Origin of the sequence: Phormidesmis priestleyi ULC007 (genome assembly GCF_003003695.1) — a bacterium.
GTDB classification, from domain to species: domain Bacteria; phylum Cyanobacteriota; class Cyanobacteriia; order Leptolyngbyales; family Leptolyngbyaceae; genus Phormidesmis_A; species Phormidesmis_A priestleyi_A.
The window spans coordinates 1-23,146 of sequence record NZ_PVWG01000051.1 but is presented as its reverse complement, the minus strand read 5'-3'; the positions used below and the strand labels follow the sequence as shown (position 1 = coordinate 23,146).

The window sequence follows — 23,146 nt, the reverse complement described above, 5'->3', positions numbered from 1 at the left end:
AGTAATTGGTAATTGATTAACGTCAGTTCGACGAGTTTTTTCGCTGCGTTGTCAGCGGCTTCTGCCCCCTAAATCCCCCATCCTGGGGACTTTGAACTAGAAATTTGGCTTGAAGTCCCCCACGAGTGGGGGATTTAGGGGGCTTTCCGAATTCACAATCGAAGCGAACCACTTCTGTCGAACTGACGTTTGATTAAAACTTCCATGACCATTGCCGATCGATTTCAGGCGACCCAGGCTAATCCATCTTCGATTTCCAGCAGGCGCTTGAGGTATGACAGGCTGACAGTCCATCTGCGGCTGACGTTCAGGCAGCTTTGGGTGTCAAGACGATCGTGAATCAGCGTGAGCTTCACCGTAGTCCCGGACTGCTCTAACTCAAATCGCACACGAGATGGCTGTAGTTCCGTTTCGTTGGGTAATTGGAAGGTGTAAGCAAGTCGCTGCGGCGGCTCGGATTGCAACACTTCGCCTTGCCAGTCAGACTCGCCATCCGGGTTGATGTGTTGCACAGATGACCCCACCTCCCAGTCGGACTGGAGTTGCCCGTCTCCCCAATACTGCTGGGTGAATGCTTCGCTGGTCAAAGCTTCCCAGAGCTTGTCGAGGGTGGTCGCAATGTAGGTCACATAAACGAAGGTGGGTTTATCCATGTTCTGGCTCCTTGTTAGTCTCTTCGAGTTTTCGTTTTAATTCACTCAATGCGTCTAATTGATGACGTTCATATTTACTCAACCAACGATCGTAAATTTCTTGAATCGGCGCTGGGTTAAGGTAATGCAGTTTCTCTCGCCCCTGCCAGATGATGGCAATCAGATGCGCTGTCTCTAACAGCGCTAGATGTTTTGTCACGGCTTGCCGCGTCATATCAAGGTGTTCGCATAGTTCTCCTAACGTTTGACCGTTGTGAATGTACAACTGGTCGAGCAATTTTCTCCGACTCGGATCGGCAAGGGCTTTAAACACTGCATCCATATTAGAATATTATGCAACTAATTGGTTGCATGTCAAGCGATCGAATTAGGAGGATGATGTTCTTTCTGTATACTGCGATCGCTAACCTCGCAAAAAACACCGATTAAAGCTGCGTTAATCGGCGGAATCTGTTGCTTTTCATTCGTGGTGTGCTACCGCTCATGAAATTTTCTGTGAAAGTAACCCACTGATGCCGGAGTGCAAGAACAACAGACCAAAAACAAGCGAGACGGCAATGGTGATTGGACGGCTATTTCTGGTCAACCAGGCTGAAAACTCAGCGAGTACAGATTGCGATCGTGTGGGCATGAGGATACGAAACACGATCGGCAACAGTAGCAAAGATTCAGCCAACAAGATGAAGAGTAAGTATGCGATCGTGCTGGCTGGCTGCCCCAACTGTGCGGCCGCGATCGTAGCCAGTGCGCTGAGGGTAAAAACCCATAACTTGGCAGCAATCAATGGCAGTCCGAGTCCAATTCCAAGAGCCTTTAGCGGGGTTGAGCTATCGAGCAGGGTCAACCACTTGCCGGGTGGATCATCCGGATCTTCCTCCTTCCGCCATTTTTTATAGGCAGCGATCAATAAGAGAATGCCGAGCACCAAGAGCAATGTTGAAACGATCGGATTCTTACCACCGCTACTTCCCTCAGTCGATGCCGCAGACCCAGCTAGAACCCAACTAAAAATCAATCCCTGTAACAGACGGGTGATCGTCATTCCAGTGACATAGGTCACAGCCTTGAGCAATCCCTGCTTGGGGCTGTTCAGTAGCAACAAACCGATATTATTTGCAATGGTACGACAGCACTGCCGATAATATACGGTAGAAGGGAAATGAGTATGGTTTCCATAGAATGCTCTTTAGTTTGCGATAGGACTCACTAGGTTTCTAATCTTCGGACATCTCACCACACGATCGGGCTAGTGGAAAGCAAAGGAATAATGCTCAAACTTACCCTCGATCATCTTAATTTTGATTGTAAGAAAATTTGACTCATGTTTTAGCTTGATTGACTGCTTTCACGAGGACGAGCAGCATAATCAGTTTGTTAGGCTTATTCAGTTAATTTGAAAAATGTAACGAGGTGAATAATGAAGACCGATCCCGTTCTGCACTTTTTCTGCGGAAAAATGGCATCAGGAAAGACAACATTGTCGAAAAAGCTGGCATCAGACCATAATGCTATTCTGATCAGTGAAGATATCTGGTTGTCGAAGTTGTACCCGGAAGAGATTGGCACCTTTGATGATTATTTGAGATATTCGTCACGCTTGAAGCCTTTAGTCTTAAAGCACGTGCAAGACATTCTTGCACATGGAATATCCGTTGTTCTAGATTTTCCAGGGAATGTTCCTTCTCAGCGACAATGGTTTCGTTCAATATTTGAAGTAGCCAAAGTGAATCATGTGCTTCATTACATTGTTGCGCCTGACTCCTTGTGCAAAGAGCAATTGCGGAAACGAAACGCTGAACAACCTGAAGGTTCGATGATCATGTCTGAGGCAGAATTTGACCACATCACTTCATATTTTCAACCACCGATCGCAGACGAAGGCTTTAACATCATTAGATATGATCTCAATTAAATGGCTTCGTTAACCCACCTCCGACCACAACCACCGAATGGAGTCATTAGGGAAGCCGCTACCCAAATTTAGTGACGACTCCCTAACGTCCAACTTTCTAGAGTTGAATGGTAGCTTTGTTGTGCAATTCCTCCACTTGAATTAGTGAACCGTTACCGATCGCGATGTTGAACTTCGCCAAAGATCGTTCAATTTGATAGCCGGGAAACACTCGGACGATTTGATATTCAGTCGTCAAGTCACTCGTGCCATCCCATTTGAGCAATGCCAGTTGATTGGATGCAATCTCACTCAGTTGTGAAACAAACTCTTCAATGCTGTCGCTCACATTCACGAGAATGCCAGACGAAAGGAAGATGTAACGCTCTTGCAAATCCAAAGTGACACTGACTCGATACCGTTTTTCGGTTGAGCAACGCAACTCAACGGTGAACGAAATCGAGCTAGGAATCACAGTCCTAACTCCCATATTATTTTGTCCTCTCGGTTAGTTCAAAGAGGACAAGAACGCTGATTTCTCAGACATTCCATTGGGATGAAAAGGGTATGCAGGATCTTGATTCCAGCCTTTCAAGATCCCATAGCAAAGCTGACGGTGTACAATCATGAACGCCTCCTGAGTTATTGGTACTAACTAGGGATGGAAGTCCTCGGAGTCTGATCGTCACATCAGATTTCGGGGCACAACTTCATCACTGCGATGTATTCTATAGGAGTTTTTTGTTTTTTGGGATGTTAAATTTTTGAGGAGGTACGATCGCTTCCCCCTGACCGTTTGAGAAATATCTCGTTGCATGGGAAAGCGATATTTCTACAGTTAAGCTTTTCCGGAGATGTAGTCAAAGAAATCCGCCAAAAGATTGCTAACGAACGATGTAAACCTGACATGACTATTACCGCAATCGATCTGCCAATGGAGGCGATCGCTGTCAAATCGTCGAGTTTGCTCTATTGGGTTCTGTCCTGCGACAGCGCAAACCACAAACTGCCGTAGTTTACCTAGAATTCTACGGATCTTGATTTCGCCGCGATGTGTTGTGATGTAAACAAGAGACAAGCAGCAAATCCTTTTTCAGAAATTAAACTATGCCTGAACCTCAGGTGTCTGCTATTATTTGCACACACAACCGAGAACACTATTTGGGAGCTGCGATCGGCAGTTTACTCTCCCAAAATTTTGCCAATTTTGAAGTCGTGGTGATAGATAATGCCTCTAGCGATCGTACCCGCGCAGTCGTAGAAGCCCGTTTAAGCGACCCTCGCTTGAGCTATGTTCATGAGCCAGTCATGGGTCTATCGGTCGCCCGCAACACGGGAGCCAAGTCTGCCCAGAGTGAAATTTTGGCTTATTTAGATGATGATGCGATCGCCAGCCCTCAGTGGCTACAAACGCTGTGGGATGCTTACCAAACTAACGAAAAGCTCGCGATCGCAGGCGGCAAAGTGACCCTAATTTGGGACGATGGAATGGTCGCCCCGGCTTGGCTCTCAGATGGTCTAGCCGGAAATCTAGGCGCTTATGACTTGGGCACTGCTGTCCTCTATATCGATCGCCCCGGACTCACGCCTAGAGGCTTAAACTACTCGATTCGCCGAACTTTTTTAGAGCAGGTGGGTGGATTCGACCTAAATCTGGGGCGCGTCGGCAAAAATCTTCTCTCTAATGAAGAACTTCACATGACTAAACTGGCTCTGCAAGCGGGCTGGCAAGTTGCCTATTTACCCGACGCTCTGGTCGCTCACCATGTTTCACCCGAACGAGTCAAGCGAGGCTGGTTTTTGAGTCGCGGATGGTGGCAAGGCATCAGCGAGTGCTATCAAGAACAAATTGTCGGTGAAGCAGGTCTGAAGCAATTTCATCGAGGTGGAGAACGGCTGCTTCGCGGACTCTATAAATCAGTCAAATTTGCAGCCGATCCCGCTCAACGGTTTGAAAATTTGGTCTACAGCTATGGTCAAATTGGTTATCTCAGCAAGGCGGCTCAAGGGTTAATCTCTCCTGCTTTAACTCGATCGTAGGAAAAAATCACTCGATCGAGAGGGCGATATCGTCCCAACCCACTTCACTTTGATAAAACTTAAGAAACCATATAAAACAGATTCCATTAATTTCTCGATTAAGATCTACACAACTATCGTTTCTAAGCTTGGTCGGTCTTCCCTGGGTGCGTCTTCAATAAACTCCTCAGTTTTTACTGATGTGCTTCTCGGCTACAATTTTCTACCCACTCTCGACGCGATTTGCCATGACAGCGACTCAGGTTTCTAATAACCCCGCGCCCCAGGCAGCCAACTCAGTCCGGTTGCTGATTCAGGATGCTTATAACCAAGGTGCCACTGCTCTGTATATGCAGATTGGTCGCACGCCATTTTATCGCATTCACGGCAAGCTGGTTTCACAAGATCATTTACCGATTCTCACCCCCGATCGCTTCAGTCACTATGTTCAAGAAGTGCTGACCCCCGACCAACTCAACCACTATCGAGAAGCCCAAAAGCTCGACACAAATGTTCAAATTCCGGGTTTTATGCAAGCGCGGGTAAACTGTGGCCCGACGACGCAGGGTGTGCAGACCATGAGCTTAAGCTCGATCGTGCTTGACCTCCCTAGTGAGCTAGAGCGCCAGGGCACCATTCGAGCTATGGTGGATGATGCTTGCAAAAAAGGGGCTTCTGACATTCACTTACAGGTCGGTGAGGTGCCGCGCTACCGCATTCAGGGGCACATTCGACTTCAAGAGCAATATGGAATTCTCACGCCGCAGCAGTTTGAAGAGTTTTTGGCAGAGGTCTTGTCAACCGAGCAAACCGAGCAGTTTCGGAAGCGGCAGGAGCTAGACACCGCCATTTTCTATCGGGAATTGGTACGCTGTCGGGTCAACTGTGCCCAGTCGATCATGGGTGGCGTAATGGTGCTGCGATTAATTTCTCTAGAAGTGCCGACGATCGCCCAAATGGGGTTGCCAGACATTTTAAACAAGTTAGTCGAAGAGCGGCAGGGTTTAATCTTAGTGACTGGGCCCGTCAACTCTGGCAAATCTACAACTTTGGCGGCGATGTTGCGTCACGTCAACGACTCTCTAGCGCGGAAGATTGTGACGATCGAAGACCCGATCGAATATGTCCACACTTCTAATCAGTGTTTAATCACTCAGCGAGAAGTCGGGCTGCACACTCAAGAGTTTAAGGAAGCGCTGCGAGCGGCACTGCGGCAAGACCCAGATATTATTTTGATCGGGGAAATGCGCGATCGTGAAACCGTCGACACCGCGATTCGAGCCGCTTTAACCGGGCACTTAGTCCTGGGCACCCTGCACACCAAAGGCACGGTGAATGCCGTCAAGCGATTACTCAACTTCTACACGCCCGAAGAACAAGATGTCGTTAGAATGCAGATCGTAGAGGGTCTGCGGGCCGTGATCGGTCAAGCACTGGTGCCGACGGTGAAAGGAGGACGGGTCGCGGCTCTAGAAATTATGCTGAACACTGATACGATTCGCGACTACTTGCAAAAAGGTAGCATTGACGAAATTTACCAACTGATGGAAGAGGGAAAAGACGGCTCTCAAACCCTTAATCAGGCGCTCTTTGACCTTTATGAAGGGGGGATGGTCAGCCAAAGTGATGCAATATCGGTGGCGCTTAACCCTGAAGATCTTAACTATATGATGAAGAACTATACTCGTCGCTCTAGTCGTTCTGGCTTAATGACGACTGAATATTTTAATAAGACTCCGACTTGAGGCAATAGACGCTGTTCACAGATCGATCGAACGATCGTGAGAGGGCGCAGGTCTGTCGCGTAAATCAAATCGGCATAACACACCGCCAAGCTTTTTAGGCATTGCAGAATGCGGGGATGAAATGGCTGTAGGGGTAGGGCCCCCGTGCCTACCCCTGACGGAGGGCAACCACGGGGGGATTGCCCCTACCCAAGTATCCCTCTATTCAGCAATGCCGCTTTTTAATGCTTGGAGATCAGCAACTCGTTCACGCTTGCTCTGCTAACTTTTGAAGAGAAAAAGTAGCGGATTGACTCACATTAGAATTGGAGTCTTTCTCTAAATACTTCAGGGCTGCAACGCTCTTTTCACTGGGCAATTGACCCAACGCTTCGGCTAGACGTTGACGCACCAACCAGTCTTTAGATTGAGCAAACCGGAGGATTTGAGCCACCGCATCGACTGCTTTGATTTCACCGAGAGCGGCGATCGCGGCTTGCTGCAACACGACTTCTTCACTATCCAACGCTTTAACTAACACATCTCTGGCACGAGGATCTTTGAGGTTGCCCAGCGCCACAGCCGCACTAAACCGCACCAGCCAATCGGTATCTTCATAAAAAGCTCTGACCAATGGCTCAAGCGCTCGAACATCTTCGAGATAGCCTAACGCACCTGCGGCATCGGCTCGAATGCCGTAATCTTTCTCGTTTTCTAGAAGCTTGACCAAAATCGGGTAGCACTCTTCGGTGGGCTTGATTCCTAGCGCAAAGACTGCCATTGAGCGAATTTGCAGGCTCTCATCGTTGAGCACTTTTTTAATCAACGGCACGGCATCTTCGGCTGAGACGTTTCGCAGAGAAGCCAACGCTATCATGCGATCGCGAGAGCTTTCGCTATCTAATTGGCTCGAAATTTGCTCCAGGCTCAAACTCATAGTTTTCACAAATCTTTATATTTCTGCTTCTATTGTAAGCAACCCCACGGCTTCTGATCAATGGGGTGATTTCCGTCTAGCGGGTGGGATTGAGTGAAACATCACCACACCTTCTGCAAATTCAGCACAAATCCCGGTAGTAAGCTTTCACCTGATAGCGTAGTCGGAGCTTCTAATCGCTCCATCGCTGCGATCGTTCCAGTTCCAGAGTTGAGCCGTTAGACCAGAGTTTTGCTTCCCCGTCCAAGAATAAGTTGGGGCATGATGATCACCTCTCCCGTCGCAGTCATTTCTAGCCGCAAATTTTGATTGACCTGACAGAGTTCAACAAATTCTGCCAGGGTTAATCGAGGGATTTTGAGGGCAATTGCGTTCATATTTCACCGTCGTTAGCTGCGTCGCCCCAGCATTTTATCTCGCAGATGTTTGATCTTATCTCGATACTTTGCGGCCTCTTCAAACTCCATGTTTTTGGCTGATTCTTTCATCTGTGCTTCGAGTTGGACGATCAGAGTCGGAATGTTTTCGAGCGGAATTTCGTCTGCCTTTTCATAGACTTGATCGAGTTCCTGCGCGTTGAGTCGGCGCGAAACTTCTAAGAAAGACAGAATTGAGTTGTTCGATCGCTTGATGATCGAATAAGGAATAATTCCGTTCTTTTCGTTGTGTTCTTGCTGAATCGCCCGGCGCTGCTCAGTCACGCTGATCGCTCTTGCCATGCTGTCGGTCAAATTATCACCATAGAGAATCGCCTGACCTTCGACGTGACGCGCTGCCCGACCGACTGTTTGAATCAGCGATCGCTCTGATCTCAAAAAGCCTTCTTTGTCGGCATCCAAAATCGCGACCAGCGAAACTTCGGGCAAATCTAGACCTTCTCGCAGCAGGTTAACGCCGATCAGCACGTCGAACAGACCTTCTCGCAAATCTTGAAGGATTTCGATGCGCTCGATCGAGTTGATCTCTGAGTGCAAATAGCGAACTCTAATGCCTCGCTCTTGAAAATATTCGGTGAGATCTTCTGCCATGCGCTTGGTCAGAGTCGTGACCAAAACGCGCTCATTTTTAGGAAGCCGTTCTTGAATTTCGCCTAGCAAATCGTCCACTTGTCCTTGAGTCGGACGAACAAAGATTTCGGGATCGAGGACACCCGTTGGTCTGATCACTTGCTCGGCAATATGATCTTCAGAAAGTTCGACTTCCCAATCTCCAGGAGTAGCAGACACGAAAATACACTGGTTGACCTTTTGCCAAAACTCTTCATTTTTGAGGGGGCGATTATCAGCCGCACTAGGCAACCGAAACCCGTGATCAATCAGCACTTTCTTGCGGGATTGATCCCCGTTATACATCGCTCTAATTTGGGGAAGCGTGACGTGAGACTCGTCAATCACCAGCAGCCAATCTTTCGGAAAGTAATCGATTAAGCATTCGGGCGAGTCGCCAGCCGCACGACCTGCTAAGTGACGCGAATAGTTTTCAACCCCATTACAAAAACCGACTTCTCGCAGCACTTCTAAGTCATATCTTGTGCGTTGGTCAAGACGTTGCGCTTCGAGTAATTTTCCGTCTTTTTCGAGTTCTTCTAGGCGTTGTTTTAGCTCGGCATCGATCGCATCACACGCCGCTTCTAAGCGATCTTCTGGGGTGACAAAGTGACGAGCGGGATAAATATTCACCGCTTCCATACTTTGCAGAGTCGCCCCCGTCACGGGATCAATGTAGCGAATTGCGTCAATTTCATCACCAAAAAACTCGACGCGAATAATCCGATCTTCGTAAGCGGGGCCAATCTCCAGCACATCGCCTTTAACTCGAAATCGTCCTCGCCCTAAATCGAGATCATTGCGGCTATATTGCACCGACACCAAATCACGAAGAATCTGACGCTGATTAACTTCTTCACCCATCCGCAGAGGAATCGCCGCGTTCAGATATTCGTTCGGAATCCCCAATCCATAAATGCAGCTAATCGAGGCGACGACGATCACATCTTTGCGCTCAAACAGCGATCGGGTGGCCGAGTGCCGCAGCATATCAATTTCGTCGTTGATCGATGCCGTTTTCTCAATAAACGTGTCGCTAACGGGAATGTATGCCTCTGGCTGATAGTAGTCGTAATAACTGATGAAATATTCAACCGCGTTGTCAGGGAAGAATTCGCGCAACTCATTGCAAAGCTGGGCCGCTAAAGTTTTATTATGTGCCAATACCAAAGTCGGCTTGCCCAAATTTTCAATCACACGGGCGATCGTATGGGTTTTTCCGGTGCCCGTTGCGCCGCGTAGGGTTTGATATTGAGTCCCGGCTTCGATGCTTTTAACGAGACTGGCGATCGCGCTAGGTTGATCGCCTGTAGGTTCAAAGGGAGCTTGAATGTGAAATTCTGCCATGTTCTAGATAGAAGTCCAGATTTGAACTAAACTCTTCTCTAGTGTAGCGATCTTGTGAAGTCGATCGCTTGATAGCATTTTTGGATACGATTGCTGTCAATTCTCAACCCATCGAAAACCACGATCGCTACTCCATCGATTTGTTAGACCGCTTACAATATGCGATTACTACAAATTCAGGTCTTCTTCTGTAAGTCCAGCATCCTTCATGATGCTTTTTAGGGTTCCAATGGGTAAATCACGATTGCCATGAACCGGGACAGAAAGAATTGCATCGACTCCTTCTTTGAAATAAATGTGATGGCTGCCAGTGATGCGCTTAAGCTCCCAGCCATGACGCTCTACAATTCTGCACAATATCTTTCCAGAAACAGCTTTCACAGAGATAATTCAACTAACTGTTTCTCTGGCTCAACTGCTTCTCGCTCACTCGCAACATCCAACCAACCTTCGACAGCATCTTCAAGCATCTCTAATAAATGCTCATAATTCTCTCCCCAAGTATGACACCCCGGGAGAGCGGGTACGGAGGCACACCATACATTGTCTTCTTGCCAAATAATCGCCTTAATTTTCATGGTGTCAAGTTATCTTGGGAAGTCTGCAATGATGATCTTAGCGTATGAGCATGTGTGTCTAAAGACAGGATTGAGCATCGGGATATCGCTTATCTTAGAGACCCAGTGCCGCGATCGCTCTCGTCAGTCAACACAAAAAGAAAACTGGTGTCGAGTATTGCTGTCATATAGGATTACTCGGCTTGAGATTCCAGCCCTTCACTTTGCTTTCCGTCTGAAGGCTTGTCGCTGCGTTTTCTAGGCTCAATTGTGATGTTGTTGTAATTTATAAGGCGACAGTTGATAAAAATATGCATTCGTTTTGAGTTTTGTCACTCGCTATCACTTAAAGAATTTGTATAAACAACAACTGCTGCTTCGTTAAACAGAGCGTGTCTAAAGGCTTCCGCAAGTATTTCATCTGAAATGAGGTGCTCTTTTTCGGAAGCAACCACTAAAGCTCTTGTAATGTCAAACTCAAAATCATCCCAACCTGCTAAAAAGGCTCTTTCAGCAGCTAGTTCATAGTCAGTTTCTTCTCCTTCGGGTTGCCGACTTAAAATCGTTATTGGGTATCGTTCACCTAAAGGATATCTTTCATCACTTTCAACTGCCTCAGCCGAAGCCCGTAAGACGTGAATTTCGTACATACATAAACTAAATGCGGCACTCACTAAAACGGTGATTTTTGCGGTTTGATAGCTTGCTAGTTGCTCTTGCAATGAGGAGGAAGTTTGAGCATTCCTTCAGGGGTCACCTTAGCTGAAAACTTGTATGCTTTCATAGTCACTATTTACAGTGGAATGGCTACTGGTTGCATCTCCTTTTTTATAATAAATTAAATCGCTCTCCCGATCCCTCATCTCGAACCTGCGATCGCCCACAACTCCCAAACCAAAAACAATTCAGATCACCCTATAATGGTCATTCCCTAAGTTTCTCTGAACTAACCCCAAGAAGAGCTTAGGCATCTAAGATCACAACAGAGGGCTTCAGAGTTTAGGGTCATGCAATTCATCGATCAGGCAGAAATTCAGGTTCAGGCGGGTGACGGAGGCGATGGCATCATCGGCTTCAGACGAGAGAAATATGTCCCCGCAGGTGGGCCGTCAGGCGGAAATGGCGGCAGAGGCGGGTCTGTCATTCTCCAAGTGAGTGAAGACCTGCAAACTTTGCTAGACTTCCGCTATAACCGTCTTTATAAAGCAGAAAATGGGGAAAAAGGCGGAAATAACAAACGGACGGGCGCATCAGCCGATGATTTGATCATCGAAGTTCCTTGCGGCACCGTCATCTACGATGCTCAGACCGACGAGTTTCTGGGCGATCTCACCGAGAACGGTCAGATCTTTTGTGTTGCCAAAGGCGGTCGCGGCGGTGCCGGAAATCACTGTTTTCTCAGCAATCACAATCGCGCTCCCGAACGGGCACTGCCGGGACAAGAGGGCGAAGGTCGGTTTCTGCGATTAGAACTCAAGCTGTTGGCAGAAGTCGGGATCATCGGCTTACCCAATGCTGGAAAATCGACGCTGATTTCGGCACTGTCGGCGGCTCGTCCTAAAATTGCAGATTATCCGTTTACAACGCTGATTCCTAATTTAGGAGTCGTTCGCAAACCGACTGGAGATGGCACCGTATTCGCTGACATTCCGGGATTGATTGAAGGCGCACACACGGGGTTAGGACTAGGACACGACTTTTTGCGCCACATTGAGCGAACTCGATTGTTGCTGCATTTGGTAGACGCGACTTCAGACGACCCGATCGCTGACTATCACACCATCCATCAAGAACTGCAAGCCTACGGACGCGGCTTACCCGATCGTCCCCAAATCATTGCATTCAACAAGATTGATGCTGTCGATCCCGATCGCGATTTAGATGCGATCGCAGCGCAACTCAAAGAACTCACAGGTGCGCCTGTTTTTGTGATTTCTGCTGTCACCCGATCGGGGTTGGAGCCATTGCTCAACCAGGTTTGGCAAATGCTAGATGCAATGCAGGCAGAAGCTGAGGTCGAGCAAGCCTCCCTCATACCAATCAGTTAGGGTTGGGCGACTTTGGTTCTCTGCAAAGAGGTGCCTTGAGGGTTGGTTTGAGGACTGACCGGAGGCTGATTTGGCTGACCCGAATTTCCGCTGGTTTGAGCGGGTGCAGGTTGACTGAAATATTGATAGGTGAGGCGAGACACCTGACGAATCAGTTCTTCTGCACGTTCGTCATTGCGCGGACGCTTGACCATTGCCGCAATCAAATAACGCTTGCCGCTTGGCATATCGATTAAACCCACATCGCCGATCATGCTGCCAATGCTGCCTGTTTTGTGAGAGATCGTTGCGCCTTCGCCTAACCCGCTCGGCAGTAGGGAGTTATTAACGGTGTGGCGCATCAGATCTAACATGCGATCGCGCGATCGCATGGACAATAATTTGCCATTGCTGACCAGCCCCAACAGGGTCACGAGGTCTTGAGAACTGCTAGTATTGGTGCCCTCAACGTCGGGCAATCGATTCTGAATTGCGGTGCTGGTTAAACCCCACGATTGAAACCGCTGGGTGAGCGCTTCTTTGCCCCCTAAGCGATCGATCAAGAGATTGGTTGCTGTGTTGTCACTGACAGTAATCATCTTGGTCGCAGTTTCTAACGCGCTAAACTGCGACCCCACTGGCTGATATTGCATCTCACCCGACTCAGTTGCGATTAAGTCAGAGCGCATGGTCAGCATTTCATCAAGACGAATCTTGCCTGCATCAACATCTTGAAAGAATGCCACTAAGATAGGAAGCTTAATCGTGCTGGCACAGGGCAACGCAACTGAGGCATTGATATTGAGATAAGCATTGGTATCTAAATCAACGATCATCATGCCAGGGCTGAGTTGAGTCTGCTGGGCAACCAACGCTTGAAGGTTATTCTTTAAGGGCAACATCTCTTGCCCTAGTGTCAGCATTGGCAACTGATCGGCAGGCGTTGCAGAAACTGTAGCAGTTTGTTCAGTTTTTTCTGGTGAAGAAGCGCCTGCTGTAAAGTAACGAGCGGAGTCCCACGCTGACAAAATGGTGCCAGCCAAGACCCCCAAGCCAACCCCCAAAATGAGCAGCCGAGTGCCATAAACGATCGCGGTGCCCGATCGAGTCCGAGGGCGAGGCGGAGCGCTGGCAGACAGCCTAGAGAGCTTTCGAGGCGATCGGCTGCGGCGCTGAGGGTGTGTCCCAGTTGCGGGATTTGGCACTGGCTTAAGACGACGATTTCCAGTCGAAGAAGCTGCCTGTGTAGAGTTGCGTCGGCGATCGCGCTGTTCTCTAAGGCGATCGGGCCCAGACTTTAGTTTTTCGTCAAATTTTAGGGGTGCGCGAGTAGAAGGCGCACGATCGGCAGCAAGATTCTTTCCATTAAGAGCGGGAGCAGTCGCTGGTTTTCGACCTCGCGCTGGCTCTGATTTGCGCGATCGACGCTCTGCTGGACGAGGACGAGCCGTGGGTTGGGCAAGGCGGGGAGTGGGCAAGTTGCTAAAGCGCCTAGCATCCTGCTGATGGGGCGAGAAGCCGTCCTCAGATGGCATATTTAAGTCGTTGCCAGATTCCCGCATTGAGATAACCCCTGGTTGATGAAAGCGATCGATTGACAGGTTTTGAACGGTTATTATAAATGTCCTTTACATTTATGGGACATCTAATCTGAAAGCAAGCTTTTCTCAACAGATGTAGGGATTTTACATTGAGTTGGGCAAATTTGGCAGCCAGTGCAAAAATATTTAGAGCAATTTGGAGTCAGAACCAGGCGACTGATTTTGGGTGTTTAATGCCCATTCACCTTGCCGCAAGACTCCTCTTAATAAAGCGACTTCTGCTGCTGACGGGTAAGCGCGATTGAGCAGTCGTCTAATTTTTTCCATGCGGCTGTTGGCGGTGTGAGGGTGAAGATAGCCAATTTTTAGCAAGAGACGTTCGAGGTGCTGACAATAGGCTTCGATCGCGTCGAGAGAGGCTGGTTCTAGAGTGCGGGTGTCAGGTGCAAAAGAGCGAATTTCTGACCTCTGATCATCGAGTGCTTGAGATAGTTCATAGCAGCAAATCGCCACTGCCTGCGCCAAATTTAATGACGGATAAACCGCGCTAGAGGGGATATAAACAAACCGTTGAGCATAGTTGAGTTCTTCATTGCTAAGTCCTCGTTCTTCGGCTCCAAAAATCAGCGCAGTTTGCCCGTCTGCTTGAAAGTTTTCTAATAGCCAGGGAAGGGCATCTCTGGGATGCTCAAGGGGAGTGGCGATCGCGCGAGTTCTAACTGTAGTCGCGATTGCTCGGTGACATCCTTTCAATGCGTCTGGCAAAGTCTTTGTGATCTGCGCGGCTTCTAACACATCGTCTGCGTGGACTGCCATTTGTCGAGCTTCTGCGGAGCCGGGATCACACTGAGGATTGACTAAAACGAGGTGAGATAGCCCCATATTTTTCATGATCCGAGCGATCGAGCCGACATTCAGCGCCCCGGCTGGCTCTACTAAGATAATGCGGACTCGATCGAGGGCAGATTCAGTCATTTCAGAGAAATTTGAGGAATTCTTAGGATCGCAGATTAAATAATATTGGTTCCTTGCAACGTCAATGGGAACTGCCGTGCCATGCCCTTACACAAATTCTGGCTTTATTTAAAAAGAGCTTTAATTTACGCTGTAATTGAAATAGCTCAACCTGCTTCAACATTCTCTCAATTATGGGACGCGATCGCTCTAAGTCTGATTTGCCGACCAAAGTCTGTCCTGTTTGCGATCTGCCTTTCACCTGGCGCAAAAAATGGGAGAAAAATTGGGATGAGGTGAAATATTGCTCAGAACGGTGCCGTCGTCGTCGCTCTGAGGCAAAAGAATAGGGACGTACCGGAAGTACACCCCTATACTCACAATCTTGATTAAGGGCGACTTGACACTGACCGGGAGCCACTTTGCTCGGCATACATCGCTCTTAGCACCATTGCCGGATCAACCCACTGTCTCGAATATTTTAAGCCCCAGTGAAGGTGAGGCCCAGTAGTGCGCCCGGTCATGCCCACGCGGCCGATTCGAGCACCTGCGGGAATCATTTGACCTTCCCAGATCTGGAGACCGCCATTACGATCGCTCAAATATTGGCCATTTCCGTTGGTTTCGACGTGTCCATTCATATGGCAATAGATGTGTTCCCACTCGCCAGACTGAATGACGATCGACGTGCCGCAAGCCGTATTATCAGTGACCTCAACGACTTTGCCTGCCCACCAACTGCGAATATAGCTGCCTTCAGGAGCCGCCATATCTAACCCTCGGTGAAACTCTTGATTGGACGATCCATCAGGCGATTGACGATAGCCAAAAGGAGACGTATAGCCCTGGAAGTTTTCGACCGGAAAGGACGCGCCTTGCCAAGTGCCACCCACCGCTACCTGAGTTGAGCTGGGTTCTGAAGCAGTCGCGTTGCCTTGACTCCATCCCAGCAAAATGGCGGTTATAAAACTCAGCCCTGCCAGGAGAATCAGATGTCTTTTAGAAACTGATTTGAGTAAGGTCATTAATTTCAGGACTTGCTGCATTCTTTCGCTCCTCAATAGGTGACTGCTCAGGGGAGAGTAAATCGATCGCCGTGAATGCACAGAGCGATCGTGTAGCCCAATCCTGTTTTTGGCTTGGGTTGTTTGATCAAGGCTCATTTAAGCACAAAAGCACTAGTTCAGCCCGGAAATCTACCCTTAAGTCTTTCTCAAGGCAGTGGACAAAACAAGGATACTTTACTAAATCTTTATTATTTAAGCGTTAAATTTACAGAGACAAGCGGCTTTGTTGCATGATTGCAAAAAGAGACAGGATTGGACTTGAGGAAGTCCTTAATTAAGCTTCAACCTCATAGCTGTCGGGTTTACAGATCTGGATCATGCGATTGAGTGCAGCACCCTTGATGAACAACTCTACCGCTTGATGATCAAACTTGCGAATGCTCAGATAGCTCCCAAAGGAGAGGGCTAGGGTGAGGGCAAGAAGTTGCACATGAAGCGATCGTGAACACTGTTGCAAACGGAGGTAATCATGTCAGTTCAAACTCAAGCCATACACCTTACCCATTTCAATCAAAGCCGGATCGACGTTACGAATCCCGTGAAAGGTGTTGAGTTGACATACTCACCGGGCTAAAGCAGCAGTGATTCTTGACGCGTCATTGACTGATGCTACCGAGGTAGTCTTACTCTGTCTCAACGTCCGTTTAGAGTCTCCCAATGCCCTATGGCGACTTTGATTTATATTTTTAGCGGCGTTCTCATCTCTATCGTGTTCAGTGCCACAGTTTAAGCACTTGACAGTACGAATTTTAAGATCGAGTTTACCCCATCTAAAACCACAATCTGAACAGATCTGGCTAGTCGGTTCCCATCGATTAACGACGTGAAATTCCCTACCATATTTTTCAGATTTAGCCTCACACAGCGTTCTGAACTCTCTCCATCCTTGTAGACTAATTGATCTAGCAAGCTTGTGATTTTTGACCATGCCTGACCCATTCAAATCTTCTAAAACGATAGCTTGATTCTCGCTAACGATTTTAGTTGAAAGCTTGTGTAGGAAGTCTTTGCGAGTGTCAGCAATCTGATTGTGAAGCTTTGCAATCTGTAGACGGGTTTTGTGTCTACGATTCGATCCTTTTTGTTGCCGTGCTAACTTCTTCTGAAGTCTGCGAACTTTACGATCAAGCTTTGCGTAATTAGGGCTAAAAGCCTTTTCACCATTGCTCATGACTGCAAAAGTTTTAATTCCCAAGTCGATCCCGATACTTTGGTTTTTGGCATCGATTACGACGGGTTCAACGTCTACCACAAAGCTGAGAAAATAGCGGTTAGCACAATCTTTGATCACCGTGACTGAGCTAGGATCAGACGGTAATTTCCTAGACCATATTGGTTTTAGGTATCCAATTTTAGCCAGATACACCGATTCACCTGTAATTGCGAAACCCGATTTAACAAAAGTTGCAGACTGAGAATTAGTTCTCTTCTTAAACTTAGGAGAGCTTAACTTTTTACCTTTTCTCTTCCCTTTTAGAGAATCAAAATAGTTTTTGTAGGCTGTATCTAAGTTTTTAAGAGATTGCTGCAACGGTACAGACGAAACCTCTTTCAACCATTCTCTTTCTACCGTCTTTTTAGATTGAGTGAGTAAAGCTGAAAGCTTGTTGTATCCCTGATACTTGTCTTTCTTGCTGAGAGCTAGTGCATCGTTCCAAACGACCCGAACGCAACCAAACAACTGAGCTAAACTCTGTTGCTGTTGGTCGGTCGGATAGAAACGACACTGATATCTAGCTTTCATGCCTGTGTTAGAATTGGTCTGTTAATTCATTATATGTTGGTCTACAACGAATGACAACCCAATTACGGAAAGAAAGACATAGTATTTCGAGTCTTAAGATACATTTGGTCTGTGTCACCAAATATCGTAGGTCTGTTTTTACATCTGAAAGCCTTGCAGTAATTCAAAAATCATTCATAGAAGTAGGAGAAAAGATGGGCTTTCAGGTTTTAGAATTCAATGGTGAAGCTGATCATATTCACGTTTTGATCGAGTTCCCTCCTAAGCTTTCAGTCTCTCAAATTGTCAACGCTCTTAAAGGAGTTTCTAGCCGTCGCTATGGTCAAGCTGGATATCCTAAACCCTACGGTAAGGATGCACTGTGGAGTCCTAGCTATTTTGTTAGCTCCGTTGACGGCGCTCCGATTGAAGTTCTTAAGCAGTACATTATGAATCAAGAAAAGCCGTCCTAGAAGGACGGGGTTTTAGACCCATCTCTCTGATAAATGGGAACAGCGCGGGCATTTGTTCTGGGTGCGGGTTCTTGCCCTGCATGGATTTGGAGGGTTTTAAACTGGAGTGAGTCAGATGTAAAAGCTCCTATCGAATGTCAGGTTTTTAATAAGCGGATGGCACAAAAAATTGTTCGTTTCGAGGCGATCGCACGTAGTTGCCTGCCAACTTACGAGGCGCTAACTCTAAGGGTGGGGGAGTCATATCCTCATAGGGAATTTTACTCAGAATATGCCTGATGCAGTTGAGCCGAGCGCGTTTTTTATCGTCTGCTTCTACCGTAAACCAAGGGGCTTCTGGAATATTAGTGTGAACAAACATGGCATCTTTTGCCTGAGAATATTCCACCCAGCGATCGCGCGATTCTAGATCCATTGGGCTGAGTTTCCACCGTCGCGCTGGGTCGATCGTTCGAGACTGAAATCGCCGCTCTTGTTCTTCATCGCTGACTGAGAACCAATACTTCAGCAATACAATGCCTGATCGCACCAGCATCCGTTCAAATTCGGGACAGGAGTGTAGAAATTCTTGATATTGATCATCCGTGCAAAAGCCCATCACGTGTTCGATCCCGGCGCGGTTATACCAACTGCGATCGAACAATACAATTTCTCCTGCACCCGGTAGATGAGAAACATAGCGCTGAAAATACCACTGTGTCTTCTCACGATCGGAGGGTGTACCCAAAGCGGCTACCTGACAACCTCGCGGATTGAGAGGTTCAGAAATTCGTTTGATTGTGCCACCTTTACCCGCCGCATCCCGTCCCTCAAACAAAATGACCAGGCGGAAACCCGTTTGTTTGATCCAATACTGCAACTTGACTAATTCTATTTGTAGACGGCTCAGTTCTTGTTCATAAAACTTGTTCTTGAGCTTGACAAGTCTTGTTGGTGATTGATCGTTTAAAGCGGTGTTGCCATCCAGTTTTTTCTTCTTTTTCTTCTTGGGGGAGTTTTCCTCTAAAAATGGCGTGACTTGATGGTCGTTCTGTTCGATCGCAGCGTCGTTCTCGTTGTCTGACATGGTGCGTTTCCTTATTGGAAGGACTAAAAGGATTGTAATTAAAAAATTTTCCTTTCAAGGTCAAGTCTGAATGATCTTTACATTCCTGCGGATGGTTCAGATCAATTCTTTGGATTTCGGTCTACGAGTTCTGCGATCGCTGCTCAAAGCATTGCCTAACCAAATCGTCCGCTCACATAATCGGCGGTTAAAAATCTGCTCAGTTGGGCTAAATTCGACGAGGTTGACTCGCCGCTTGCCACTCTCATCAGTCTCAGTGTTGAAGAATGCTGTCACATCAGCAATGTGCGTGGCTTGCTGCATAGTGTGCGTCACCAGGATGATTGTGTACTGCTGCTAGTTCTTCTGTGCAGAGTTCTTCAATCTCGCGGGTAGCAATCGGATCTAATGCCAAGCAGAGTCATTAAAATAGGCAACTCCAACCGTTAGTAACTGAGCAATTAAGCAGAGATTAAAGGCAATTGAAGTTGCACAAAAACCGATCTGTACCCAACGTGCGGGAGTTTGCGCTGCTTTGCAGATACCGTAAGGGTCGCGATCAACTTCAGAATTCGTGATCATGCCAAACTGCCTGTTTTACTTTTAAACCCAATGTCCCCGCAGCATATAATATTGCTTTCTTCACTAAGTCAGACCCGGCTTTTTCGGGTGAACCCACATCGAAGGGCGGGGCCGGATCGTACTTCATTAAGAGTTGAGCGATCTTGGCGGCTTCATCACCACAAAGCACTCCAGCGATCGTGAGACCAAAATCAATGCCTGCCGTCACACCTCCACCCGTCTAGTCAGCTAAACATCGTCGCGTAGTTATGATCAAGGACATCTAGTGGAGGCGACGTGACTTGAATCAAGTCATGGGTGGTCGGATGGCTAAAGGTCAAATGCATCGCGTGAAGATGATAGCCACAATCTCCTGGCACAGGCAATTCACCTGTTGCTGATGGCGTAAATGTTTTTGGGATGCCTCCGATCGTATACAGCGGGTCACCCACTAATGGATATCCCGCCGCCGCTAAATGAATCCGAATTTGATGCGGTCGCCCCGTCAGAATATTCACCTCTAACAGCGCGGTGTCTTCATTGCGACGCAGTACTTGACAGTCACTCTGGGCAACCAATCCGTCTGGATGGGCGGCGTAAATGTAGCCCAAAACTGGATGGGGAAGTTTGCCGATCGGGTGCGTCACCGTGAAGCAATTAGGCATTGAAGTTCCAGTCGCTAAGGCGCGATAGACTTTTTGAATTTGATGCGATCGCATTTGTTGATTGAGGGATGCACGGGCGTGGCTCGATCGTGCCAGCAATACCAGCCCTGATGTGCCACGACCCAGACGATGGATCGGCACCGGAGTCTCGTGGGGATAGTGGTGTTGAAGTTGCTCTAACAACGTGTGTTCTAAAAACCCGCCACCTGGTAAGACGGGTAAGCCTGACGGTTTGGAGACGACTAAAATATCAGCATCTTCAATCATCACTTTAAACGTGAGCGGCACCTCTGGTTCTTGCCAGGGCGGACGGTTATAGAGAAGTCGATCGCCTCGTTTCAGGATTGTGTGATCTGTTGTCTCTGATCCATTCAGTAAAATCTTACCCGTTACAATTCGGGTTTGCCATTCTGCACGATTAGAATGCTGATAGCGTTGAGTGTAATATTCTAAAACCGTACAGTTTTCAGTTAATTTATCGATTCGTTCGCGATACGTCCAGCCGTGATTCATAGCTTATTGTTTTGCACTAACTTGCAAAATTTGATTCCCACCCTTCTGAAATTCGTAGGGCACTTGTTTGGTGTGTATCGAGTAACCTTGTGTAGTTAATTCTTGCATGATAGGCTCTAGAAAGGGTGATAGTTCTCCGGTCATATTGACAAGGAGCGGGAAGATTTTTACGATCGTGGCAACTCGACACATCTCAATGATCGACGCAAGATGAAACTCAAACGACAACTGATCAGAGTATAGAAATAAGAAATGGGAACACAACGCTAAATCAAACTGCTGTGAATCAAAGGGTAAATCAGGCAATGATTCTTGCTGATAACGCCTTTGTTGCAGCCCTAACGGAAAGTCGGCTAAAAACTGCTGCATCGCCGCCATGCGAATTTGGCCCAGTTTTTCAGGAGACTGGATGGTAGTCCAAACAAAGTTATCACGATTGACCTCGGTTGTTTTGATCACGATCGGATAAGTTTGATCAATCCGTTGAGAAATCTCATTAACCGAAAATTGATAGAGCGGATCACACGAAATCACCGAATTGCCTTGCTGCGTCATCTCGGCATTAAAGCTAGCAGGCCCGCCGCCACAGTCGAGAATTTTAGACTGCAAATCTGTCTCTGTGAGATCAAACATTTGACAATATTCTAAGCACGATCGGCCCCATGGCACTACTTGTTCAAGTCGCATAGTTTCCTCTAGGTGTGGTGGGTATTTCTGGGACGAGCAGCCGTCCTGTGTAGCCTGCTTTGCGGTAGGTCTCTAGCACGGTTTGAGCGATCGTACCTGCCTTACCTTGAGTCACCAGGGCCACACACGCCCCGCCAAATCCTCCCCCGGTGATTCGGGCCCCAAACACATCAGGCGTTGCTTGCAAAATCGATACCAGTTGATCGATACCTGCGATCGAGACTTGATAATCATCTCGCAGACTGGCATGAGAGGCATTCATTAACTCTCCAAATCGGACGGCTGTAATCTCTTGTTTGGCTTCTAACACGCGATCGTTTTCAGTAATGACGTGTCGCGCTCGTTTTTTTAATAGTTCAGATAGCGTTTCAATTTGCATTAAGTCTGTGATGTCTCGAAGCGCTTTCACTCCTAATTGCTTTGACGCTTCTTCGCATTCTGCGCGACGTTGGTTATAGCCACTCCCTGCCAGCGTTCGCGGAATACCACTATCAATCACAAGAACTTCGGCACCTGCTGGGAATGGAAGCAATTCACGATCGAGCGATCGCGTGTCTAAAAACAACATGTGCTGGGTATCTGCAAGGCTAGATGCCATCTGATCCATAATGCCGCACTGCACACCTGCATATTCAATTTCGGCTTGTTGAGCGAGTTGAGCAATGTGAATGTCGTCGAGATCGAGAGAAAGGAGCGATCGTAGCCCCCGCAGCAAGGCAACTTCTAACGCGGCACTGCTCGATAAGCCAGACCCGATCGGAACTGAAGAATTCACATAAACATTCAACGGCGGAATCGAATATCCAGCTTGTTCTACGACTCGAAGACAGCCCAACGAATAGCTTGCAAAGCCTTGCGGAATCGGATCAGTTGTTGTTAAACTCACCAATTCTTCAAGCTCGTGAGAGTAAAAATGATGTTGATGATTGGGGCTGAAACCGAGCTGCACGATCGTGGTTTGAGGAATCGCGGTGGGCAGCACAAAACCGTCGTTATAATCCGTGTGTTCGCCCAAAAGATTGACTCGTCCGGGCGCACTTGCTTCGACGTTAGGTGCAGCATTAAAAATCTGTTGAAACGTGATCATAGAATCTTTTCATGGATTTAGCGGTTGAAGATCGGTGTAGTCAGGAATGGGTTGTTGAGTGACGATCGCGTAGAGAACATCAGGATCGAGGTCGGCTCCATTGTCCCAAACGATCGTGCCGAGATCAGGGTTAACCCGGACGGTGGCAAAGTAGGCAGGATCTTGAAGCGGGGCGAAGATGCCAGAGAAGGTGATGATTTGGGTGAGGTCGATCGTACCTTCGATACCGTCCTCAAAGCGAAGGTGGATCTGGTAGGGAGAGATAGGGTGAGCGCTGATGATGTCTTTGAGCATAGGTTTACTCCAGAGGAGCGATCGGTTCTAGCGGTTCGGATTGTCTAGCTCGTTCCCAGTTAGCGAGAAGTTCATCCTGGTGTTCGAGTGCCCATTCTTTGACGAGGCTAAAGACACGGGCAGAGAGATTGCCTTGCAGAACGGTGAAAGTTTGTTTATGGGGAAACGATCAATAGAAGGGTAGAGGTGACTGACATCGCAAACAGATTACTCCGAGGCTACAGATTTTTGATTTCAAACTGTAACTGTGAACGGTAGAAACGGGTGCGACCTTTATTTGATACCCTTAGAGCGCAATGGAAAAGCCATATTGATTCAGCTTGTTCCAGAATTGA

At 47.7% G+C, this 23,146-nt stretch carries 29 protein-coding genes; 6 read left to right on the top strand and 23 right to left on the bottom strand.

Annotated features, from left to right (window positions below; all coding sequences use genetic code 11):
• Positions 1-224: 224 nt before the first annotated feature.
• From C7B65_RS23335 to C7B65_RS23325, 3 genes are all read right to left on the bottom strand, one after another.
• Positions 225-653 carry an SRPBCC family protein gene (locus C7B65_RS23335; protein ID WP_073074901.1) on the bottom strand — a complete coding sequence of 143 codons (429 nt, stop codon included), beginning with the start codon at positions 651-653 and terminating at the stop codon, positions 225-227.
• Positions 646-975 (bottom strand): ArsR/SmtB family transcription factor, encoded by a 330-nt coding sequence (locus C7B65_RS23330; protein WP_073074902.1) that lies wholly within the window; start codon positions 973-975, stop codon positions 646-648. The genes C7B65_RS23335 and C7B65_RS23330 overlap by 8 nt, the downstream gene beginning before the upstream one ends.
• A 159-nt stretch (positions 976-1,134) precedes the next feature.
• Positions 1,135-1,755 (bottom strand): GAP family protein, encoded by a 621-nt coding sequence (locus C7B65_RS23325; RefSeq protein ID WP_223257494.1) that lies wholly within the window; start codon positions 1,753-1,755, stop codon positions 1,135-1,137.
• A 315-nt stretch (positions 1,756-2,070) separates the two neighbouring features.
• Between C7B65_RS23325 and C7B65_RS23320 the strand changes: the two genes are divergently transcribed.
• A complete protein-coding gene (locus tag C7B65_RS23320) occupies positions 2,071-2,565 on the top strand; it encodes a P-loop nucleotide/nucleoside kinase family protein (RefSeq protein WP_073074903.1) in 495 nt (164 codons plus the stop codon).
• Between the two features lie 97 nt (positions 2,566-2,662).
• Here C7B65_RS23320 and C7B65_RS23315 read toward each other — a convergent pair whose 3' ends face one another.
• Positions 2,663-3,034 carry a hypothetical protein gene (locus tag C7B65_RS23315; RefSeq protein ID WP_073074904.1) on the bottom strand — a complete coding sequence of 124 codons (372 nt, stop codon included), beginning with the start codon at positions 3,032-3,034 and terminating at the stop codon, positions 2,663-2,665.
• A 617-nt stretch (positions 3,035-3,651) separates the two neighbouring features.
• Here C7B65_RS23315 and C7B65_RS23305 point away from each other — a divergent pair.
• Entirely contained in the window at positions 3,652-4,584 is a 933-nt protein-coding gene (locus C7B65_RS23305; RefSeq protein ID WP_073074906.1) for a glycosyltransferase family 2 protein, read from the top strand.
• Positions 4,585-4,811: 227 nt separating this feature from the next.
• Positions 4,812-6,308, top strand: coding sequence for a type IV pilus twitching motility protein PilT (locus tag C7B65_RS23300; protein WP_073074907.1), 1,497 nt, complete (start codon positions 4,812-4,814; stop codon positions 6,306-6,308).
• A gap of 247 nt (positions 6,309-6,555) precedes the next feature.
• Here C7B65_RS23300 and C7B65_RS23295 read toward each other — a convergent pair whose 3' ends face one another.
• The 6 genes from C7B65_RS23295 to C7B65_RS23270 all read right to left on the bottom strand — a co-directional run bounded on the left by C7B65_RS23295 (position 6,556) and on the right by C7B65_RS23270 (position 10,896).
• A complete protein-coding gene (locus C7B65_RS23295) occupies positions 6,556-7,224 on the bottom strand; it encodes a HEAT repeat domain-containing protein (RefSeq protein ID WP_073074908.1) in 669 nt (222 codons plus the stop codon).
• A 218-nt stretch (positions 7,225-7,442) separates the two neighbouring features.
• Positions 7,443-7,601 carry a hypothetical protein gene (locus C7B65_RS28105; protein WP_181314486.1) on the bottom strand — a complete coding sequence of 53 codons (159 nt, stop codon included), beginning with the start codon at positions 7,599-7,601 and terminating at the stop codon, positions 7,443-7,445.
• A 12-nt stretch (positions 7,602-7,613) separates the two neighbouring features.
• On the bottom strand, positions 7,614-9,617 hold the full coding sequence (uvrB, locus tag C7B65_RS23285; protein ID WP_073074909.1) for an excinuclease ABC subunit UvrB: 2,004 nt from the start codon (positions 9,615-9,617) through the stop codon (positions 7,614-7,616).
• 168 nt (positions 9,618-9,785) lie between these two features.
• Complete coding sequence (locus C7B65_RS23280) at positions 9,786-9,998, bottom strand: type II toxin-antitoxin system HicA family toxin (RefSeq protein WP_073074910.1); 213 nt, start codon at positions 9,996-9,998, stop codon at positions 9,786-9,788.
• A complete protein-coding gene (locus C7B65_RS23275) occupies positions 9,995-10,195 on the bottom strand; it encodes a type II toxin-antitoxin system HicB family antitoxin (protein WP_073074911.1) in 201 nt (66 codons plus the stop codon). The genes C7B65_RS23280 and C7B65_RS23275 overlap by 4 nt, the downstream gene beginning before the upstream one ends.
• A gap of 311 nt (positions 10,196-10,506) precedes the next feature.
• Entirely contained in the window at positions 10,507-10,896 is a 390-nt protein-coding gene (locus tag C7B65_RS23270) for a hypothetical protein (RefSeq protein WP_073074912.1), read from the bottom strand.
• Between the two features lie 285 nt (positions 10,897-11,181).
• Here C7B65_RS23270 and obgE point away from each other — a divergent pair, with 285 nt between their 5' ends.
• Entirely contained in the window at positions 11,182-12,222 is a 1,041-nt protein-coding gene (obgE, locus tag C7B65_RS23265; protein ID WP_073074913.1) for a GTPase ObgE, read from the top strand.
• On the opposite strand, the gene C7B65_RS23260 is transcribed toward obgE, so the two are convergent.
• Positions 12,219-13,763, bottom strand: coding sequence for a serine hydrolase (locus C7B65_RS23260; RefSeq protein ID WP_083583215.1), 1,545 nt, complete (start codon positions 13,761-13,763; stop codon positions 12,219-12,221). The two genes, obgE and C7B65_RS23260, sit on opposite strands and share 4 nt — an antisense overlap.
• 165 nt (positions 13,764-13,928) lie before the next feature.
• Positions 13,929-14,717: an RNA methyltransferase gene (locus C7B65_RS23255; protein ID WP_073074914.1), complete on the bottom strand. Its 789-nt coding sequence runs from the start codon at positions 14,715-14,717 to the stop codon at positions 13,929-13,931.
• A gap of 173 nt (positions 14,718-14,890) precedes the next feature.
• Between C7B65_RS23255 and C7B65_RS23250 the strand changes: the two genes are divergently transcribed.
• On the top strand, positions 14,891-15,046 hold the full coding sequence (locus tag C7B65_RS23250) for a DUF2256 domain-containing protein (protein WP_073074915.1): 156 nt from the start codon (positions 14,891-14,893) through the stop codon (positions 15,044-15,046).
• Positions 15,047-15,085: 39 nt separating this feature from the next.
• On the opposite strand, the gene C7B65_RS23245 is transcribed toward C7B65_RS23250, so the two are convergent.
• The 3 genes from C7B65_RS23245 to C7B65_RS23235 form a co-directional block, all read right to left on the bottom strand.
• Positions 15,086-15,742 carry a M23 family metallopeptidase gene (locus C7B65_RS23245; protein WP_073074916.1) on the bottom strand — a complete coding sequence of 219 codons (657 nt, stop codon included), beginning with the start codon at positions 15,740-15,742 and terminating at the stop codon, positions 15,086-15,088.
• 295 nt (positions 15,743-16,037) lie between these two features.
• Positions 16,038-16,220, bottom strand: coding sequence for a hypothetical protein (locus C7B65_RS29710; protein WP_083583216.1), 183 nt, complete (start codon positions 16,218-16,220; stop codon positions 16,038-16,040).
• A gap of 105 nt (positions 16,221-16,325) precedes the next feature.
• Complete coding sequence (locus C7B65_RS23235) at positions 16,326-17,507, bottom strand: RNA-guided endonuclease InsQ/TnpB family protein (RefSeq protein ID WP_073074917.1); 1,182 nt, start codon at positions 17,505-17,507, stop codon at positions 16,326-16,328.
• Between the two features lie 50 nt (positions 17,508-17,557).
• Between C7B65_RS23235 and tnpA the strand changes: the two genes are divergently transcribed.
• Positions 17,558-17,959 carry an IS200/IS605 family transposase gene (gene tnpA / locus C7B65_RS23230; RefSeq protein WP_073074918.1) on the top strand — a complete coding sequence of 134 codons (402 nt, stop codon included), beginning with the start codon at positions 17,558-17,560 and terminating at the stop codon, positions 17,957-17,959.
• 145 nt (positions 17,960-18,104) lie between these two features.
• Here the strand turns inward: tnpA and ppk2 are convergent, their stop codons facing one another.
• The 8 genes from ppk2 to C7B65_RS29705 all read right to left on the bottom strand — a co-directional run bounded on the left by ppk2 (position 18,105) and on the right by C7B65_RS29705 (position 22,950).
• A complete protein-coding gene (ppk2, locus tag C7B65_RS23225) occupies positions 18,105-19,025 on the bottom strand; it encodes a polyphosphate kinase 2 (RefSeq protein WP_073074919.1) in 921 nt (306 codons plus the stop codon).
• A 96-nt stretch (positions 19,026-19,121) separates the two neighbouring features.
• Positions 19,122-19,328 (bottom strand): hypothetical protein, encoded by a 207-nt coding sequence (locus C7B65_RS28540; protein WP_073074920.1) that lies wholly within the window; start codon positions 19,326-19,328, stop codon positions 19,122-19,124.
• Positions 19,329-19,569: 241 nt separating this feature from the next.
• Positions 19,570-19,794, bottom strand: a complete 225-nt coding sequence (locus tag C7B65_RS23215; RefSeq protein WP_223257495.1) for a hypothetical protein — start codon at positions 19,792-19,794, stop codon at positions 19,570-19,572.
• Between the two features lie 16 nt (positions 19,795-19,810).
• Positions 19,811-20,743, bottom strand: a complete 933-nt coding sequence (locus tag C7B65_RS23210; protein ID WP_073074921.1) for an RluA family pseudouridine synthase — start codon at positions 20,741-20,743, stop codon at positions 19,811-19,813.
• Between the two features lie 3 nt (positions 20,744-20,746).
• Positions 20,747-21,376 carry an SAM-dependent methyltransferase gene (locus C7B65_RS23205; protein WP_223257496.1) on the bottom strand — a complete coding sequence of 210 codons (630 nt, stop codon included), beginning with the start codon at positions 21,374-21,376 and terminating at the stop codon, positions 20,747-20,749.
• Between the two features lie 43 nt (positions 21,377-21,419).
• Positions 21,420-22,517, bottom strand: a complete 1,098-nt coding sequence (gene galK, locus C7B65_RS23200; protein ID WP_219898712.1) for a galactokinase — start codon at positions 22,515-22,517, stop codon at positions 21,420-21,422.
• 9 nt (positions 22,518-22,526) lie between these two features.
• A complete protein-coding gene (locus C7B65_RS23195; protein ID WP_073074923.1) occupies positions 22,527-22,811 on the bottom strand; it encodes a DUF2442 domain-containing protein in 285 nt (94 codons plus the stop codon).
• A 4-nt stretch (positions 22,812-22,815) separates the two neighbouring features.
• Positions 22,816-22,950 carry a DUF4160 domain-containing protein gene (locus C7B65_RS29705; protein WP_083583218.1) on the bottom strand — a complete coding sequence of 45 codons (135 nt, stop codon included), beginning with the start codon at positions 22,948-22,950 and terminating at the stop codon, positions 22,816-22,818.
• Positions 22,951-23,146: the final 196 nt, after the last annotated feature.